The following is a 15,841-nucleotide window of genomic DNA, read 5'->3' as shown; positions in this document are numbered from 1 at the left end:
CGACCCGATAAGCGATAGCGTAGCGGGTAATTGATTATTTACAGGTAACGACCGTGCTCAACAAACTCTCTCGTCTGCTGGCTGATGCTGGTATTTCTCTTACCGATCACCAGAAAAATCAGCTGATTGCGTATGTCGATATGCTGCACAAATGGAATAAAGCGTACAACCTGACATCGGTGCGGGACCCCAACGAAATGCTGGTGCGCCATATTCTGGACAGCATAGTGGTCGCCCCCCATCTGCAGGGCGAGCGTTTTATTGATGTCGGTACCGGCCCTGGCTTACCGGGAATTCCACTTTCTATCGTGCGTCCTGAGGCGCATTTTACCCTGCTGGATAGTCTGGGAAAACGCGTACGCTTTCTGCGTCAGGTACAACATGAGCTTAAACTGGACAACATCACTCCAGTACAAAGCAGGGTAGAAGAATTTCCTTCCGAGCCACCTTTTGATGGTGTGATAAGCCGTGCTTTTGCATCTCTTAACGACATGCTGAGCTGGTGCCACCATTTACCCGCTCAAAACGGGCGTTTTTATGCCTTAAAAGGTCAATTACCGGAAGATGAGATCGCCACACTGCCTGCGGCGTTTAGCGTAGAATCAGTTGTAAAATTACGCGTCCCACAACTGGATGGTGAACGCCATCTGGTGGTTATTAAGCCAAACAAAATTTAATATTTGTCAAAAAAAATAGAAAAAAAACGGTGCTTCAGGTGTTAAAACACAGGGGGGATCGAGTGGTCAAATGTTGTTACATTTCACCGGTGGCTTACTGTTTTGCATCATAACTATAACGTACCGTTTTTTGTTAAAAGCGAAACAAGTCAACTGTGAAAATATCAGTCTGCTAAAAATAGAACCTAAGAATCACCGTTTTGTGTTAATTATTTATTATAAATGTCAATGAGTGGTTTTTTTGTTGTTAGGGTCTATTTCTAAAATAGTGATGATTTTTACGCTTAAATATCAAAAAGATGAAAAGGCATCATTTGCCACGTAAATTAATTGAGCGAAGGTGAATATGTTCAATATGTGATCTGGTGCACGCTTTATCGCCAGTGTTTACGCGGTATTTGCAGTTTTGCATGATCGTTCACAGTTTGTCGAAAAGTAATAAATGTGGCCTGGAGAAAAATATTTAAACATTTATTCACTTTTTAGCTACTTATTGTTTGAAATCACGAAGGCGCACCGTATAATTTGACCGCTTTTTGATGCTTGACTCTAAGCCATAAAGAACGTTTTATACGACACGCGGCATACCTCGAAGGGAGCAGGAGTAAAAACGTGATGTCTATGTCGCTCTTGAGTCGAAACGTTGCTCGTAAGCTTTTGCTCACACAGCTTCTGGCGGTAATAGCAAGTGGATTGCTGTTTAGCCTCAAAGACCCTTTCTGGGGCATCTCCGCATTGTGCGGAGGATTGGCAGTGTTACTGCCTAATATGTTGTTTATGATATTTGCCTGGCGTCACCAGGCGCATACACCAGCAAAGGGCCGAGTGGCCTGGACGTTCGCTTTCGGCGAAGCCTTCAAGGTGTTAGCGATGCTGGTTTTGCTTGTGGTGGCGTTGGCGGTTTTGAAGGCGGTATTCTTACCGCTGATCGTTACGTGGGTTTTGGTGCTGGTGGTTCAGATACTGGCACCGGCTGTAATTAACAACAAAGGGTAAAGGCATCATGGCTTCAGAAAATATGACGCCGCAGGATTACATAGGACACCATCTGAATAACCTTCAGTTGGACCTACGTACATTCTCGCTGGTGGATCCGCAGAACCCCCCAGCCACCTTCTGGACGCTCAATATTGACTCCATGTTTTTCTCGGTGGTTCTGGGTCTGTTGTTCCTGCTTATGTTCCGTAGCGTGGCCAAAAAGGCGACCAGCGGCGTACCAGGTAAATTTCAGACCGCGATTGAGCTGGTAATCGGCTTCGTGCATGGTAGCGTGAAAGACATGTACCATGGCAAAAGCAAGCTGATAGCACCGCTGGCCCTGACGATTTTCGTCTGGGTATTCCTGATGAACCTGATGGATTTGCTGCCTATCGACCTGCTGCCGTATATCGGCGAGCATATCTTTGGCCTGCCGGCTCTGCGTGTGGTTCCGTCTGCTGACGTGAACATCACTCTGTCTATGGCTCTGGGCGTATTTATCCTCATTCTGTTCTACAGCATCAAAATGAAAGGCATCGGTGGCTTCACGAAAGAGTTGACGCTGCAGCCGTTCAATCACTGGGCGTTCATTCCTGTCAACTTAATCCTTGAAGGGGTAAGCCTGCTGTCCAAACCAGTTTCTCTTGGTCTGCGACTGTTCGGCAACATGTACGCTGGTGAGCTGATTTTCATTCTGATTGCTGGTCTGTTGCCGTGGTGGTCACAGTGGATTCTGAATGTGCCTTGGGCCATTTTCCACATACTGATTATCACGCTGCAAGCCTTCATCTTCATGGTTCTGACGATTGTCTATCTGTCGATGGCGTCTGAAGAGCATTAATTTACCAACACTACTACGTTTTAACTGAAACAAACTGGAGACTGTCATGGAAAACCTGAATATGGATCTGCTGTACATGGCTGCCGCTGTGATGATGGGTCTGGCGGCAATCGGTGCTGCGATCGGTATCGGCATCCTCGGGGGTAAATTCCTGGAAGGCGCAGCGCGTCAACCTGATCTGATTCCTCTGCTGCGTACTCAGTTCTTTATCGTTATGGGTCTGGTGGATGCTATCCCGATGATCGCTGTAGGTCTGGGTCTGTACGTGATGTTCGCTGTCGCGTAGTAAGCGTTGCTTGAATTAAGAGCAATATCAGAACGTTAACTAGATAGAGGCATTGTGCTGTGAATCTTAACGCAACAATCCTCGGCCAGGCCATCGCGTTTGTCCTGTTCGTTCTGTTCTGCATGAAGTACGTATGGCCGCCATTAATGGCAGCCATCGAAAAACGTCAAAAAGAAATTGCTGACGGTCTTGCTTCTGCGGAACGAGCACATAAGGATCTTGACCTTGCAAAGGCCAGCGCGACTGACCAGCTGAAAAAAGCGAAGGCGGAAGCTCAGGTAATTATCGAGCAGGCAAACAAACGCCGCGCTCAGATCCTGGACGAAGCTAAAACTGAAGCAGAGCAGGAACGTACTAAAATCGTGGCACAAGCGCAGGCGGAAATTGACGCCGAGCGTAAACGTGCTCGCGAAGAGCTGCGTAAGCAAGTTGCTGTCCTGGCTGTTGCTGGCGCCGAGAAGATCATCGAACGTTCCGTGGATGAAGCTGCTAACAGCGACATCGTGGACAAACTTGTCGCTGAACTGTAAGGAGGGAGGGGCTGATGTCTGAATTTATTACGGTAGCTCGCCCCTACGCCAAAGCAGCTTTTGACTTTGCCGTTGAGCACCAAAGCGTTGACCGTTGGCAGGATATGCTGACGTTTGCCGCTGAGGTGACGAAGAACGAACAAATGGCAGAGCTTCTCTCTGGTGCACTGGCGCCGGAAACGCTCGCTGAGTCGTTTATCGCAATCTGCGGTGAGCAGCTGGACGAAAGCGGTCAAAACCTGATTAAGGTAATGGCTGAAAATAACCGTCTTAATGCGCTCCCGGATGTTCTTGAGCAGTTTATTCACCTGCGTGCAGCCAGTGAGGCTATCTCTGAGGTAGAAGTCACTTCTGCCAATGCACTGAGTGATGAACAGCTTACGAAGATTAGTGCAGCGATGGAAAAACGTCTGTCACGCAAAGTTAAGCTGAATTGCAAAATCGATAAGTCTGTAATGGCAGGCGTAATCATCCGTGCGGGTGATATGGTCATTGATGGCAGCGTACGCGGCCGTCTTGAGCGCCTTGCAGACGTCTTGCAGTCTTAAGGGGACTGGAGCATGCAACTGAATTCCACCGAAATCAGCGAACTGATCAAGCAGCGCATTGCTCAGTTCAGTGTTGTGAGTGAAGCTCACAATGAAGGTACTATTGTTTCTGTAAGTGACGGTGTTATCCGCATCCACGGTCTTGCTGACTGTATGCAGGGGGAAATGATCTCTCTGCCGGGTAACCGTTACGCTATCGCACTGAACCTGGAGCGCGACTCCGTAGGTGCAGTTGTGATGGGTCCATACGCTGACCTCGCCGAAGGCATGAAGGTTAAGTGTACGGGTCGTATTCTGGAAGTTCCGGTTGGCCGTGGCCTGCTGGGTCGTGTGGTGAACACTCTGGGTTCCCCAATTGACGGTAAAGGTCCGGTTGATAACGATGGCTTCTCGCCGATCGAAGTTATCGCGCCAGGCGTAATCGAACGTCAGTCCGTCGATCAGCCGGTACAGACCGGTTATAAATCCGTTGATGCCATGATCCCAATCGGTCGTGGCCAGCGTGAGTTGATCATCGGTGACCGTCAGACCGGTAAAACCGCGATGGCAATCGATGCCATCATCAACCAGCGTGACTCCGGCATCAAATGTGTGTACGTGGCTATCGGCCAGAAAGCGTCCACCATTTCTAACGTGGTTCGTAAACTGGAAGAACATGGCGCACTGTCCAACACTATCGTTGTTGTGGCGACCGCGTCTGAATCTGCTGCGCTGCAATACCTGGCGCCTTATGCCGGTTGCGCAATGGGCGAATACTTCCGTGACCGCGGTGAAGATGCACTGATCGTTTATGATGACCTGTCCAAACAGGCTGTTGCTTACCGTCAGGTTTCCCTGCTGCTCCGTCGTCCGCCAGGACGTGAAGCATTCCCGGGCGACGTATTTTACCTCCACTCCCGTCTGCTGGAACGCGCATCCCGCGTTAACGCGGAATACGTTGAGAAATTCACCAATGGTGAAGTCAAAGGTAAAACTGGCTCCCTGACCGCTCTGCCGATTATCGAAACCCAGGCGGGTGACGTTTCTGCGTTCGTTCCGACCAACGTAATTTCCATTACCGATGGTCAGATCTTCCTGGAAACCAACCTGTTCAACTCCGGTATTCGTCCGGCAGTTAACCCGGGTATCTCCGTATCTCGTGTAGGTGGTGCAGCGCAGACCAAGATCATCAAGAAACTGTCCGGTGGTATCCGTACCGCGCTGGCACAGTATCGTGAACTGGCCGCGTTTTCTCAGTTCGCTTCCGACCTTGATGAAGCTACGCGTAAGCAGCTGAGCCACGGTCAGAAAGTAACTGAACTGCTGAAGCAGAAACAGTATGCCCCAATGTCTGTTGCACAGCAGGGTGTGGTGCTGTTTGCGGCTGAACGCGGTTACCTCGAAGATGTGGAACTGGCGAAAATCGGTAGCTTCGAAGCCGCTCTGCTGGCTTACGTTGACCGTGATCACGCTCCGCTGATGCAAGAGATTAACCAGTCCGGTGGCTATAACGATGAAATCGAAGGCAAGCTGAAAGCTATCCTCGATTCCTTCAAAGCAACCCAGTCCTGGTAACGTCTGGCGGTCTGTCTTAGGGCGGACCGCAAGGCATTGAGGAGAAGCTCATGGCCGGCGCAAAAGAGATACGTAGTAAGATCGCAAGCGTCCAGAACACGCAGAAGATCACTAAAGCGATGGAGATGGTCGCCGCTTCCAAAATGCGTAAATCGCAGGATCGCATGGCGGCCAGCCGTCCTTATGCAGAGACCATGCGCAAAGTGATTGGTCACCTTGCGAATGGTAATCTGGAATATAAGCACCCTTACCTGGAAGAACGCGACGTTAAGCGCGTGGGCTACCTGGTGGTGTCGACCGACCGTGGTCTGTGCGGTGGCTTGAACATTAACCTGTTTAAAAAGCTGCTGGCGGATATGAAAACATGGTCCGATAAAGGCGTTCAGTGCGACATCGCAATGATCGGCTCTAAGGGCGTGTCTTTCTTTAATTCCGTAGGCGGTAACGTGGTTGCTCAGGTAACCGGTATGGGGGACAACCCTTCCCTGTCCGAACTGATCGGCCCGGTTAAAGTGATGCTGCAGGCCTACGATGAAGGTCGTCTGGACAGACTGTACGTTGTCAGCAACAAATTTATTAACACCATGTCTCAGGTTCCGACTCTCACTCAGCTGCTGCCTTTACCGGCTTCAGAAGATGAAGAGTTAAAACAAAAAGCCTGGGATTACCTGTATGAACCAGACCCGAAACCGCTGCTGGATACTCTGCTGCGTCGTTACGTTGAATCTCAGGTTTATCAGGGCGTGGTAGAAAACCTGGCCAGCGAGCAGGCCGCACGTATGGTGGCGATGAAAGCCGCGACCGACAATGGCGGCAGCCTGATTAAAGAGCTGCAGTTGGTATACAACAAAGCTCGTCAGGCCAGCATTACTCAGGAACTCACCGAAATCGTCGGTGGTGCATCCGCGGTATAACCAGGTTAATTCGTAGAGGATTCAAGATGGCTACTGGAAAAATTGTCCAGGTAATCGGCGCCGTGGTTGACGTCGAATTCCCTCAGGATGCCGTACCGCGCGTGTACGATGCTCTTGAGGTTATGAATGGTAAAGAGAGCCTGGTGCTGGAAGTTCAGCAGCAGCTCGGCGGCGGTATCGTACGTACCATCGCCATGGGTTCTTCCGACGGTCTGCGTCGTGGTCTGGAAGTTAAAGACCTCGAGCACCCGATCGAAGTCCCGGTAGGTAAAGCAACGCTGGGTCGTATCATGAACGTTCTGGGTCACCCGATCGACATGAAAGGCGATATCGGTGAAGAAGAGCGTTGGGCTATCCACCGCGCAGCACCGTCCTATGAAGAGCTGTCCAGCTCTCAGGAACTGCTGGAAACCGGCATCAAAGTTATCGACCTGATGTGTCCGTTCGCGAAGGGCGGTAAAGTGGGTCTGTTCGGTGGTGCGGGTGTAGGTAAAACCGTAAACATGATGGAGCTGATCCGTAACATCGCGATCGAGCACTCCGGTTACTCTGTGTTTGCGGGTGTGGGTGAACGTACTCGTGAGGGTAACGACTTCTACCACGAAATGACCGACTCCAATGTTCTGGATAAAGTATCCCTGGTTTATGGCCAGATGAACGAGCCGCCGGGAAACCGTCTGCGCGTTGCACTGACCGGTCTGACCATGGCTGAGAAATTCCGTGACGAAGGTCGTGACGTACTGCTGTTCGTCGATAACATCTATCGTTACACCCTGGCCGGTACGGAAGTATCCGCACTGCTGGGTCGTATGCCATCAGCGGTAGGTTACCAGCCGACCCTGGCGGAAGAGATGGGTGTCCTGCAGGAACGTATCACTTCTACCAAAACCGGTTCTATCACCTCCGTTCAGGCGGTATACGTACCTGCGGATGACTTGACTGACCCATCCCCAGCAACCACCTTTGCTCACCTGGATGCAACCGTGGTACTGAGCCGTCAGATCGCGTCTCTGGGTATTTACCCGGCAGTTGATCCGCTGGACTCCACCAGCCGTCAGCTGGATCCGCTGGTTGTAGGTCAGGAACACTATGACACTGCGCGTGGCGTACAGTCCCTGCTGCAGCGTTATCAGGAACTGAAAGACATCATCGCCATCCTGGGTATGGATGAGCTGTCTGAAGAAGATAAACTGGTGGTAGCACGTGCGCGTAAGATCCAGCGCTTCCTGTCCCAGCCGTTCTTCGTTGCGGAAGTATTCACCGGTTCTCCGGGTAAATACGTTTCCCTGAAAGACACCATCCGTGGCTTTAAAGGCATCATGGAAGGCGAATACGACCACCTGCCAGAGCAGGCGTTCTACATGGTTGGTTCTATCGACGAAGCCGTAGAAAAAGCCAAAAAACTTTAACGCCTTAATCGGAGGGTGATATGGCAATGACTTACCACCTGGACGTCGTCAGCGCAGAGCAACAAATGTTCTCTGGTCTGGTCGAAAAAATCCAGGTAACGGGTAGTGAAGGTGAACTGGGTATTTTCCCGGGTCACGCACCGCTGCTCACCGCCATTAAGCCTGGTATGATCCGCATCGTTAAACAGTTCGGTCATGAAGAGTTTATCTATCTGTCCGGCGGCATTCTTGAAGTGCAGCCTGGCAACGTGACCGTACTGGCTGATACCGCGATTCGCGGGCAGGATCTCGATGAAGCGAGAGCCCTGGAAGCGAAACGTAAGGCTGAAGAGCATATTAAGAGCTCTCATGGTGACGTGGATTACGCTCAGGCATCTGCGGAACTGGCCAAAGCGATCGCCAAACTGCGCGTTATCGAGTTGACCAAAAAAGCGATGTAACACCGGCTTGAAAATACGAAAACCAGTCTGCTAGCAGGCTGGTTTTTTTTTGCCTGTTTTTAGATATTTTGAAACTGAAAAAGTGTTTTTATTTTATGTGATCTATATCACATAAACATTGATCGGTTAAAAAATGAAGCGTAGACTTGTTTTTGTGATGTGTGTCACATAATTAACTCGGATAAAAACAGGATACCAACATGAAATTGTTCAACAAAATCATCGCCCTTTTCAGCTGTATGGACGTTTAGCCATACCTGTCTGCTATGTGGCGCGATGCTTCCATCGTTGAGAGCAAGCGCCATCTATTGTTAGCTCCATACCCTCTTGTTTGTGCACTCATCCTCTCCCCAATTCTTGTCTTCTCTATTTTTCTGCTTGTTACTGAATCATATATAAAAATCGTGCTTTGCTTACCCAATTCTTTATTCATGGGGCAAAAAAATAGCAAAAACATTAACCTAAGGCTTTAATAAGAGCATGCTCCTGGTTTTTGGGAGACAAAATGCACCGATATAGTCGAAAATAGTGAGTTAATTAGTTAGGGATTTTCCCCTATTGAACGTTTTATCTTCGGCCCATTTCATGATGAAAAAAATGTAGTATTTTCAATGCGAAAGGGTATAAATTCGTTCTCAAATGACAGTCAGGATGTGTATGTTGAATAATGCTATGAGCGTCGTGATCCTTGCCGCAGGCAAAGGTACACGTATGTATTCCGATCTTCCTAAAGTGCTGCACACTCTCGCAGGAAAAGCGATGGTGCAGCATGTTATTGATGCCGCTAATGAATTAGGCGCAACGCATGTACACCTGGTCTACGGGCATGGTGGTGATTTGCTTCAGCAGACGTTGAAAGATGGCAATCTGAACTGGGTTCTGCAGGCAGAGCAGTTGGGAACCGGTCATGCAATGCAACAGGCTGCACCGTTCTTTGGTGATGACGAAGACATTTTAATGCTATATGGCGATGTACCGTTAATCTCCACCGAAACGTTACGGCGCCTGCGCGATGCTAAACCTCAGGGTGGTATTGGCTTATTAACAGTAAAACTGGACGACCCAACCGGCTATGGGCGCATTACGCGTGATAACGGCAAAGTTACTGGCATCGTTGAGCACAAAGATGCGACCGACGAGCAACGCCAGATCCAGGAAATTAACACCGGCATCCTGATTGCCAATGGCGCTGATTTGAAGCGCTGGTTGTCTAAACTGACCAACAACAACGTGCAGGGTGAATATTACATCACCGATATCATTGCGATGGCGTACCAGGAAGGTCGTGAAATTGCTGCGGTACATCCGGCACGTATTAGCGAAACCGAAGGGGTGAATAACCGTCTTCAGTTATCCCGTCTTGAACGTGTCTATCAGTCCGAACAAGCAGAGAAACTGCTGTTAGCAGGCGTTATGTTGCGCGATCCAGCACGTTTTGATCTTCGCGGTTCGCTTATTCACGGGCGCGATGTTGAAATTGATACTAACGTTATCATTGAAGGCAACGTAACCCTTGGCGATCGCGTTAAAATTGGTACTGGCTGCATTATCAAAAATAGCGTGATTGGCGATGGCTGTGAGCTTAGCCCGTACAGCGTGGTGGAAGATGCCCATCTGGAAGCGGCCTGTACTATCGGGCCTTTTGCGCGTTTGCGCCCAGGCGCTGAACTGCTGGAAGGTGCGCACGTGGGTAACTTCGTCGAAATGAAAAAAGCGCGTCTGGGTAAAGGTTCTAAAGCGGGTCATCTGACGTATCTCGGCGACGCTGAAATTGGCGATAACGTGAATATCGGCGCGGGTACGATTACCTGTAACTACGATGGCGCTAATAAGTTTAAAACTATTATTGGCGATGATGTTTTTGTTGGTTCTGATACTCAGCTGGTGGCTCCTGTCACCGTGGGTAAAGGCGCGACGATCGCCGCCGGAACCACAGTGACGCGTAATATCGCTGATAACGAGCTGGTATTAAGTCGTGTCCCTCAGGTCCATAAGCAGGGCTGGCAGCGTCCGGTGAAGAAAAAGTAATCATTTTTGCCGGATGGCGGCTTTGCCTTATCCGGCCTACGTGCGGCGACGTTTTGTAGGTCAATAAGCGCTTACGCTATCAGGCAGACAGGAGATGAGGGGATAACATAATCCCCCACTCTAAAAGCAGTACCTATAAAAATAACCCCACTCTCTACAAGGCTCGGGGCGCCCGGAATACGGGTATTACCCAAAGTATTTCGCGCTGTAGCAAGGCGGCAAACTTGGGAGTCTACGGGAGCTTACTAAAGTAAGTGACCGTAGTGAGCAGGTGTAGCCAACGCAGCTACGGAGTGAAAGACGAAGGGGAAACAGGTTGACCGACAACGACAGGCATAATGCCTAAATTCGGAATCAAAAAATATGTGTGGAATTGTTGGCGCTATCGCGCAGCGTGATGTAGCTGAAATCCTTCTCGAAGGTTTACGTCGTCTGGAATATCGTGGTTATGACTCAGCCGGCCTGGCTGTTGTTGATGCTGAAGGTAACATGACCCGTCTGCGTCGACTGGGTAAAGTGCAGATGCTGACTGCCGCTGCGGAAGAACATCCGTTACACGGTGGTACGGGTATCGCTCACACCCGCTGGGCAACTCATGGCGAACCTTCAGAAGCAAACGCGCATCCGCATGTTTCTGAACACATTGTGGTGGTGCATAACGGCATCATCGAAAACCATGAACCGCTGCGTGAAATGTTGAAAGCGCGTGGTTACACCTTCGTATCTGAAACGGATACCGAAGTGATTGCTCACCTGGTGCACTGGGAGCTGGAACAGGGAGGGACGCTGCGTGAAGCGGTACTGCGTACTATTCCGCAACTCCGTGGTGCATACGGTACAGTGATCATGGATACCCGTAATCCTGAAACACTGCTGGCGGCTCGTTCTGGTAGCCCGCTGGTTATCGGTCTGGGCATGGGTGAAAACTTTATCGCTTCCGACCAGCTGGCGCTGCTGCCGGTTACCCGTCGTTTTATCTTCCTGGAAGAAGGCGATATCGCCGAAGTAACGCGTCGTTCAGTTTCTATTTTTGACAAGACTGGCGCGGAAGTAAAACGTCAGGATATTGAATCCAATCTGCAATATGACGCGGGCGAAAAAGGTATTTATCGCCACTACATGCAGAAAGAGATCTATGAGCAACCGAATGCGATTAAAAATACGCTGACCGGGCGTATCAGTCATGGCGAAGTGGATTTAAGTGAGCTTGGCCCTAACGCCAACGCGTTGCTGTCGCAGGTTGAGCATATCCAGATTATTGCCTGCGGTACGTCATACAACTCAGGCATGGTATCCCGCTACTGGTTTGAGTCGCTGGCCGGCATTTCCTGTGATGTGGAAATTGCTTCTGAGTTCCGTTATCGCAAATCCGCTGTGCGTCGTAACAGTTTGATGATTACCCTGTCCCAATCCGGTGAAACGGCGGATACCCTGGCGGGTCTGCGCTTATCTAAGGAGCTGGGCTATCTGGGTTCGCTGGCAATCTGTAACGTTCCTGGCTCTTCTCTGGTACGTGAATCTGACCTGGCGATAATGACAAATGCCGGGACCGAAATCGGCGTGGCCTCCACGAAAGCATTTACCACCCAGCTGACGGTTCTGTTAATGCTGGTGGCGAAGCTGTCTCGTCTGAAAGGTCTGGATGCGTCTATTGAACAAGAGGTTGTTCACGGGTTACAGGCGCTGCCGAGCCGTATTGAGCAGATGCTGTCACAGGACAAGCGTATTGCCGCACTGGCGGAAGACTTCTCTGACAAACACCATGCACTGTTCCTTGGTCGTGGCGATCAGTACCCCATTGCGCTGGAAGGCGCCCTGAAGCTGAAAGAGATTTCTTATATTCACGCAGAAGCGTATGCCGCTGGTGAGCTGAAGCACGGCCCGCTGGCGCTGATTGACGCGGATATGCCGGTTATCGTGGTTGCACCGAACAACGAGTTGCTGGAAAAACTGAAATCCAACATTGAAGAAGTGCGTGCCCGTGGCGGCCAGTTGTACGTCTTTGCCGATCAGGATGCAGGATTTATCAGTAATGAAAATATGCACATCATCGAGATGCCGCATGTGGAAGAGGTGATAGCACCGATCTTCTATACCGTTCCGCTGCAATTGCTGGCGTATCACGTGGCGCTGATTAAAGGTACTGACGTGGACCAGCCGCGTAACCTGGCGAAGTCGGTTACCGTGGAATAAGCGATACCTCGCTGAACTGAAAATGCCCTGCTCAAAGCGGGGCATTTTTTTAAACTTGTTCTGTTTTTAATCAATCATCCCGCCTGTTTTATGTGACAAACCGTCATCTTCAGCTACTGTTTTCTGTGTCATAAAAAGAAAATTTTACCGAAATATGATGGTCATATAATCGATTAACTTGCTGTTTTTGTACTGTTTTTAATTGTTTCTCGCATATTATTTTTCATTGTCATAAAACTGTCATATTTCGTACATTTAACTGTCACCTGTTTGTCCTATTTTGCTCACAGTAGCAACTCAAACAACAATTTACGAAAACCGTGCAGGAGACATTATGAAAGTTATGCGTACCACTGTCGCAACTGTTGTCGCCGCGACCTTATCTATGAGCGCGTTCTCTGCCTTTGCTGCAGCGAGCCTGACAGGTGCTGGTGCAACTTTTCCTGCGCCAGTGTATGCCAAATGGGCTGATACTTATCAGAAAGAGACCGGTAGCAAAGTAAACTACCAGGGTATCGGCTCCTCCGGTGGTGTAAAACAAATTACCGCAAATACTGTTGATTTCGGTGCATCTGATGCGCCGTTATCTGACGAGAAGCTGGCTCAGGAAGGCCTGTTCCAGTTCCCGACAGTGATCGGTGGTGTGGTGCTGGCGGTGAATATCCCTGGCCTGAAGTCCGGTGAGCTGGTGCTTGACGGTAAAACCCTGGGCGATATCTACCTCGGCAAAATTAAGAAGTGGGATGATGAAGCCATCACCAAACTGAACCCGGGTCTGAAGCTGCCTTCTCAGAACATCGCCGTTGTGCGTCGTGCAGATGGTTCCGGTACCTCTTTCGTCTTCACCAACTACCTGGCGAAAGTGAACGAAGAGTGGAAATCTAAAATTGGCGCAGGCTCTACGGTGAACTGGCCGACCGGTCTGGGCGGTAAAGGTAATGACGGTATCGCTGCGTTCGTACAGCGTCTGCCAGGCTCTATCGGCTACGTTGAGTACGCTTATGCTAAGCAGAACAACCTGGCATACACCAAACTGGTTTCTGCTGATGGCAAACCGGTAAGCCCGACAGAAGAAAACTTTGCCAATGCAGCTAAAGGCGCTGACTGGAGCAAAACCTTCGCTCAGGATCTGACTAACCAGAAAGGTGACAATGCGTGGCCAATCACTTCCACCACCTTCATCCTGGTGCATAAAGAGCAGAAGAAACCAGAGCAAGGCGTTGAAGTACTGAAATTCTTTGACTGGGCATATAAAAATGGCGGCAAACAGGCTAATGACCTGGATTACGCCAGCTTGCCGGACAGCGTGGTTGAGCAGATTCGTGCTGCATGGAAGACCAACGTAAAAGACAGCAGCGGTAAAGCGCTGTACTAAATACCCGTCATACTTCGAGCCGCAGCTGTGTTGGCTGTGCTTGTTCACCCCAGTCACATAGTGAATCTATGCTCCTGGGTATTCACAAGCTTGCCGCCTTGCTGCAACTCGAAATATTTAGGGTATGGCATTACGTTAGCCGGGAAGCACGATAAAATGCGTGCTTCCTGGCCCAAACTTAAAGAGTGATTTATGGCTGCAACCAAGCCTGCTTTTAACCCTCCGGGTAAAAAGGGTGACATGATATTCAGCGCGCTGGTAAAACTGGCTGCGCTGATTGTGCTATTGATGTTGGGTGGCATTATTGTCTCTCTGATCATCTCCTCCTGGCCAAGCATCCAGAAATTTGGTTTCTCATTCCTTTGGACCAAAGACTGGGATGCGCCAAATGATATCTACGGCGCACTGGTACCGATTTACGGTACGCTGGTCACCTCTCTTATTGCACTGCTGATCGCCGTTCCGGTGAGTTTCGGCATAGCTTTGTTCCTGACGGAACTTGCACCTGGCTGGCTTAGACGCCCGCTGGGTATCGCTATTGAACTGCTGGCAGCGATCCCGAGTATCGTTTACGGCATGTGGGGCCTGTTTATCTTTGCCCCGCTGTTTGCGACTTATTTCCAGGAGCCGGTCGGTAATATTCTTTCCAACATTCCGTTTGTTGGCGCACTGTTTGCTGGCCCGGCATTTGGTATCGGTATTCTGGCTGCTGGTGTGATCCTCGCCATCATGATCATCCCGTACATTGCAGCGGTTATGCGTGATGTGTTCGAGCAAACGCCGGTACTGATGAAAGAGTCCGCTTACGGTATTGGCTGTACTACCTGGGAAGTTATCTGGCGTATCGTTCTGCCGTTCACTAAAAATGGTGTCATTGGCGGCGTAATGCTGGGTCTTGGCCGCGCGTTGGGTGAAACCATGGCGGTGACCTTTATCATTGGTAACACCTACCAACTCGACAGCGCATCGCTGTATATGCCGGGCAACAGTATCACCTCTGCGCTGGCGAACGAATTTGCTGAAGCGGAATCTGGTTTGCATGTTGCTGCACTGATGGAACTGGGGCTGATCCTGTTTGTGATCACCTTCATCGTACTGGCAGCGTCTAAGTTCATGATCATGCGCCTTGCGAAAAACGAGGGGGCACGCTAATGGCTACGCTGGAAATGCAAAACACCGCCGCACTGGCAGAATCACGCCGTAAAATGCAGGCGCGTCGACGTCTGAAGAATCGTATCGCGCTGACGCTCTCGATGGCGACGATGGCATTTGGTCTGTTCTGGCTTATCTGGATCCTGATGTCCACGATTACCCGTGGCATTGACGGTATGTCGCTGGCACTGTTCACTGAAATGACCCCGCCGCCGAATACCGCGGGTGGTGGTCTGGCGAACGCGCTTGCCGGGAGTGGGCTGTTGATTCTGTGGGCGACCATATTTGGTACGCCGCTCGGTATTATGGCGGGCATCTACCTGGCGGAATACGGGCGTAAGTCCTGGCTGGCTGAAGTCATCCGCTTTATCAACGATATCCTGCTGTCTGCACCATCGATTGTGGTCGGTTTGTTCGTTTACACCATTGTGGTGGCAAAAATGGAACACTTCTCCGGCTGGGCGGGCGTGATTGCGCTGGCGCTGCTGCAGGTACCTATCGTTATTCGTACCACTGAGAACATGCTCAAACTGGTGCCGGATAGTCTGCGAGAAGCCGCCTATGCGTTGGGGACACCAAAGTGGAAGATGATTTCCGCGATCACCCTGAAGGCGTCTGTGTCGGGCATTATTACCGGTATTCTGCTGGCAATTGCCCGTATTGCAGGTGAAACGGCCCCGCTGCTGTTTACGTCGCTCTCCAACCAGTTCTGGAGCACTGACATGATGCAGCCAATCGCCAACCTGCCTGTCACGATCTTTAAGTTTGCGATGAGCCCATTTGCTGAATGGCAGCAACTGGCCTGGGCCGGGGTACTGATTATTACCCTGTGCGTACTGCTGCTGAACATTCTGGCGCGTGTCATTTTCGCGAAGAAGAAACACGGTTAATTTTTACGGCGTGGCTGATGCGGCGC

The 15,841-nt window shown here is 50.3% G+C and carries 15 protein-coding genes; all 15 read left to right on the top strand.

Annotated elements, in window-relative coordinates; translation table 11 throughout:
• Positions 1-53 precede the first annotated feature (53 nt).
• Positions 54-677 carry a 16S rRNA (guanine(527)-N(7))-methyltransferase RsmG gene (gene rsmG / locus ACLJXE_RS04930; RefSeq protein ID WP_286630067.1) on the top strand — a complete coding sequence of 208 codons (624 nt, stop codon included), beginning with the start codon at positions 54-56 and terminating at the stop codon, positions 675-677.
• Between the two features lie 615 nt (positions 678-1,292).
• Positions 1,293-1,673 (top strand): F0F1 ATP synthase subunit I, encoded by a 381-nt coding sequence (atpI, locus tag ACLJXE_RS04925; RefSeq protein ID WP_048213787.1) that lies wholly within the window; start codon positions 1,293-1,295, stop codon positions 1,671-1,673.
• Positions 1,674-1,680: 7 nt separating this feature from the next.
• The gene (gene atpB / locus ACLJXE_RS04920) at positions 1,681-2,496 is read left to right on the top strand and encodes a F0F1 ATP synthase subunit A (RefSeq protein WP_286630066.1); all 816 of its coding nucleotides are present in this window, start codon (positions 1,681-1,683) and stop codon (positions 2,494-2,496) included.
• A gap of 46 nt (positions 2,497-2,542) precedes the next feature.
• Positions 2,543-2,782, top strand: coding sequence for a F0F1 ATP synthase subunit C (gene atpE / locus ACLJXE_RS04915; protein WP_000429386.1), 240 nt, complete (start codon positions 2,543-2,545; stop codon positions 2,780-2,782).
• Between the two features lie 59 nt (positions 2,783-2,841).
• Positions 2,842-3,312 carry a F0F1 ATP synthase subunit B gene (gene atpF, locus ACLJXE_RS04910; protein ID WP_040232304.1) on the top strand — a complete coding sequence of 157 codons (471 nt, stop codon included), beginning with the start codon at positions 2,842-2,844 and terminating at the stop codon, positions 3,310-3,312.
• A 14-nt stretch (positions 3,313-3,326) separates the two neighbouring features.
• The gene (gene atpH / locus ACLJXE_RS04905; protein WP_005121457.1) at positions 3,327-3,860 is read left to right on the top strand and encodes a F0F1 ATP synthase subunit delta; all 534 of its coding nucleotides are present in this window, start codon (positions 3,327-3,329) and stop codon (positions 3,858-3,860) included.
• Between the two features lie 12 nt (positions 3,861-3,872).
• The gene (gene atpA, locus ACLJXE_RS04900) at positions 3,873-5,414 is read left to right on the top strand and encodes a F0F1 ATP synthase subunit alpha (protein WP_003827026.1); all 1,542 of its coding nucleotides are present in this window, start codon (positions 3,873-3,875) and stop codon (positions 5,412-5,414) included.
• A 50-nt stretch (positions 5,415-5,464) separates the two neighbouring features.
• Positions 5,465-6,328, top strand: a complete 864-nt coding sequence (gene atpG, locus ACLJXE_RS04895) for a F0F1 ATP synthase subunit gamma (protein WP_005121458.1) — start codon at positions 5,465-5,467, stop codon at positions 6,326-6,328.
• Between the two features lie 26 nt (positions 6,329-6,354).
• Positions 6,355-7,737 (top strand): F0F1 ATP synthase subunit beta, encoded by a 1,383-nt coding sequence (gene atpD, locus ACLJXE_RS04890; RefSeq protein ID WP_003023806.1) that lies wholly within the window; start codon positions 6,355-6,357, stop codon positions 7,735-7,737.
• Positions 7,738-7,757: 20 nt separating this feature from the next.
• Complete coding sequence (locus ACLJXE_RS04885) at positions 7,758-8,177, top strand: F0F1 ATP synthase subunit epsilon (protein ID WP_005121460.1); 420 nt, start codon at positions 7,758-7,760, stop codon at positions 8,175-8,177.
• A gap of 657 nt (positions 8,178-8,834) precedes the next feature.
• Positions 8,835-10,205, top strand: a complete 1,371-nt coding sequence (gene glmU / locus ACLJXE_RS04880) for a bifunctional UDP-N-acetylglucosamine diphosphorylase/glucosamine-1-phosphate N-acetyltransferase GlmU (protein WP_410750245.1) — start codon at positions 8,835-8,837, stop codon at positions 10,203-10,205.
• Between the two features lie 363 nt (positions 10,206-10,568).
• Positions 10,569-12,398, top strand: coding sequence for a glutamine--fructose-6-phosphate transaminase (isomerizing) (gene glmS / locus ACLJXE_RS04875; protein ID WP_410750244.1), 1,830 nt, complete (start codon positions 10,569-10,571; stop codon positions 12,396-12,398).
• Between the two features lie 334 nt (positions 12,399-12,732).
• Complete coding sequence (pstS, locus tag ACLJXE_RS04870; protein WP_410750243.1) at positions 12,733-13,773, top strand: phosphate ABC transporter substrate-binding protein PstS; 1,041 nt, start codon at positions 12,733-12,735, stop codon at positions 13,771-13,773.
• Between the two features lie 192 nt (positions 13,774-13,965).
• Positions 13,966-14,925 carry a phosphate ABC transporter permease PstC gene (pstC, locus tag ACLJXE_RS04865; protein ID WP_048213782.1) on the top strand — a complete coding sequence of 320 codons (960 nt, stop codon included), beginning with the start codon at positions 13,966-13,968 and terminating at the stop codon, positions 14,923-14,925.
• On the top strand, positions 14,925-15,815 hold the full coding sequence (pstA, locus tag ACLJXE_RS04860; protein WP_410750242.1) for a phosphate ABC transporter permease PstA: 891 nt from the start codon (positions 14,925-14,927) through the stop codon (positions 15,813-15,815). Before pstC ends, pstA begins: the two co-directional genes overlap by 1 nt.
• The last annotated feature ends 26 nt before the right edge of the window (positions 15,816-15,841 follow it).

This window comes from Citrobacter sp. U14242 (assembly GCF_046555775.1).
Taxonomy (GTDB): Bacteria; Pseudomonadota; Gammaproteobacteria; order Enterobacterales; family Enterobacteriaceae; genus Citrobacter.
This window is presented reverse-complemented; position numbering and strand designations above follow the sequence as displayed.

What these genes read in the sequence shown, in the direction of transcription:
- atpI (WP_048213787.1), top strand. Translation starts at nt 1,293, where the DNA reads ATGTCTATGTCGCTCTTGAGTCGAAACGTTGCTCGTAAGCTTTTGCTC.
- atpB (WP_286630066.1), top strand. Translation starts at nt 1,681, where the DNA reads ATGGCTTCAGAAAATATGACGCCGCAGGATTACATAGGACACCATCTG.
- atpE (WP_000429386.1), top strand. Translation starts at nt 2,543, where the DNA reads ATGGAAAACCTGAATATGGATCTGCTGTACATGGCTGCCGCTGTGATG.
- atpH (WP_005121457.1), top strand. Translation starts at nt 3,327, where the DNA reads ATGTCTGAATTTATTACGGTAGCTCGCCCCTACGCCAAAGCAGCTTTT.
- atpA (WP_003827026.1), top strand. Translation starts at nt 3,873, where the DNA reads ATGCAACTGAATTCCACCGAAATCAGCGAACTGATCAAGCAGCGCATT.
- atpG (WP_005121458.1), top strand. Translation starts at nt 5,465, where the DNA reads ATGGCCGGCGCAAAAGAGATACGTAGTAAGATCGCAAGCGTCCAGAAC.
- atpD (WP_003023806.1), top strand. Translation starts at nt 6,355, where the DNA reads ATGGCTACTGGAAAAATTGTCCAGGTAATCGGCGCCGTGGTTGACGTC.
- ACLJXE_RS04885 (WP_005121460.1), top strand. Translation starts at nt 7,758, where the DNA reads ATGGCAATGACTTACCACCTGGACGTCGTCAGCGCAGAGCAACAAATG.
- glmU (WP_410750245.1), top strand. Translation starts at nt 8,835, where the DNA reads ATGTTGAATAATGCTATGAGCGTCGTGATCCTTGCCGCAGGCAAAGGT.
- glmS (WP_410750244.1), top strand. Translation starts at nt 10,569, where the DNA reads ATGTGTGGAATTGTTGGCGCTATCGCGCAGCGTGATGTAGCTGAAATC.
- pstS (WP_410750243.1), top strand. Translation starts at nt 12,733, where the DNA reads ATGAAAGTTATGCGTACCACTGTCGCAACTGTTGTCGCCGCGACCTTA.
- pstC (WP_048213782.1), top strand. Translation starts at nt 13,966, where the DNA reads ATGGCTGCAACCAAGCCTGCTTTTAACCCTCCGGGTAAAAAGGGTGAC.
- pstA (WP_410750242.1), top strand. Translation starts at nt 14,925, where the DNA reads ATGGCTACGCTGGAAATGCAAAACACCGCCGCACTGGCAGAATCACGC.